This is a genomic window from Herminiimonas sp., from assembly GCF_030645555.1.
Taxonomy (GTDB): Bacteria; Pseudomonadota; Gammaproteobacteria; order Burkholderiales; family Burkholderiaceae_D; genus Oxalicibacterium.
Genome location: NZ_JAUSME010000323.1, coordinates 1 through 1,616 on the forward strand (window position 1 = coordinate 1; position 1,616 = coordinate 1,616).

Consider the following 1,616-nt stretch of genomic DNA (forward strand, 5'->3'; position numbering starts at 1 on the left):
TTTTGCGGCAGCGACTAGATCAGCAGATGGACTTATTCCTTCACCATGCCGGGCACCAGCCATTCGCAGCGGTCGGCTGAAACCTGGTTCAGCGCATACAGCGGCACCGTCAGCGTCACGCCATCGCGCGGCGTGCCGGGCTCGAAGTGGTAAGACAGCAGCATCTCGATGCCGGCCACGCTCATCATCTTCGGGAACAGCTCGGTCGTCACGCCAGCCGCTTCATGCCGCATCAAATCGTCGCGGTTCAGGTACAGCAACTTCGGTTCTTTGGCAGTCGCGTCCTTGTGCCATTTCTCGAAGGTGATGCCGTTATGAATATCGGCCGGAATGATCTTGTCGTAGAAAGCCGCAATCAATTCATCGTCGACCAGCACATCGAGGCGGCGCGACTTGTGTTCGAGGTTTTCGATCTCGCGCACCAGCTTGTGGTTGTGTGCAAAGAAAGGCGCGCGCGTGTCGAAATCGCCGCCGACCAGCGCATCGCGTATGAAGATTTCACGCGCATCGGCTGGATTGATCAAGCCATACTGGATGCGGCGCTGGCTGTAGACGACCAGGCCGTACAGGGTCGCACGCTCATAGGCGGAGACTTGAGCGGTGCGCTTTTCCCAGCGTGGTTCGCCGTACGATTTTTTCAGCAGATGACCGGCGACGCGCTCCAGCCATTCCGGCTGTATCTGCGCAATGCAACGCGCATACAGGCGCGTGGTATCGACCAGCTCGGCAGCCATGATCCATTTGCCAGCCTTCTTGATCAATTGCGAACCCGGCCAGATATGGAACTTGATCGCGCGCGCGCCCAGATAATGCTGTTCTTCCTCGGACTTGAAACCTATATTGCCGAGTAGACCTGTCAGCAGCGCTGTGTGTAATTGCTCGTAAGTTGCCGGCGCTTCATTCAGACGCCAGCCCTGCTCGCGCACGATGGTCAGCAATTGGCTATGCACATCGCGCCATTCGCGCAGGCGCAATTGCGACAGGAAACTGGCGCGGCACTCTTCCTGCAGCAGGCGATTCGATTTCTTGTGCGCGATCGCATCCTCGAACCATTTCCAGATCTTCAGATAACTCTGGAATTCGGATTTTTCATCGGCGAATTTCTTGTGCGCGTTATCGGCGGCGGTCTGCGCTTCCATCGGCCGGTCGCGCGGATCCTGCACCGACAGCGCAGCGGCGATGATCAATACTTCAGTCAGGCAGACATTATCGAGCGCCGCCAGTATCATGCGGCCGACGCGCGGATCCAGCGGCAGTTTGGCCAGTTGCTGGCCGAGTCTGGTCAGGCGATTGTCGTCATCGACTGCGCCCAGTTCCTGCAGCAATTGATAGCCGTCGGCAATCGCGCGGCCCAGCGGCGGCTCGATGAAGGGGAAGGTTTCGACATCGGCCAGGTGCAGCGACTTCATCCGCAGGATGACGGACGCCAGCGACGAGCGCAGGATTTCCGGCTCGGTGAATTTGGGCCGCAGCAGATAATCCTGCTCGTCATACAGGCGGATACACACGCCGGCCGAAACGCGGCCGCAACGACCGGCGCGCTGATTAGCCGCCGACTGCGCTATCGGTTCTATCTGCAACTGCTCGACCTTGTTGCGATAGCTGTAGCGCTTGAC

Annotated in this window: 1 protein-coding gene; it reads right to left on the reverse strand. The window is 58.8% G+C overall.

What is annotated here, in order from left to right; translation table 11 throughout:
• Positions 1-32: 32 nt before the first annotated feature.
• On the reverse strand, positions 33-1,616 hold a 1,584-nt coding region (gene hrpA / locus Q7T06_RS12190; protein WP_304785053.1), incomplete at its 5' end, for an ATP-dependent RNA helicase HrpA.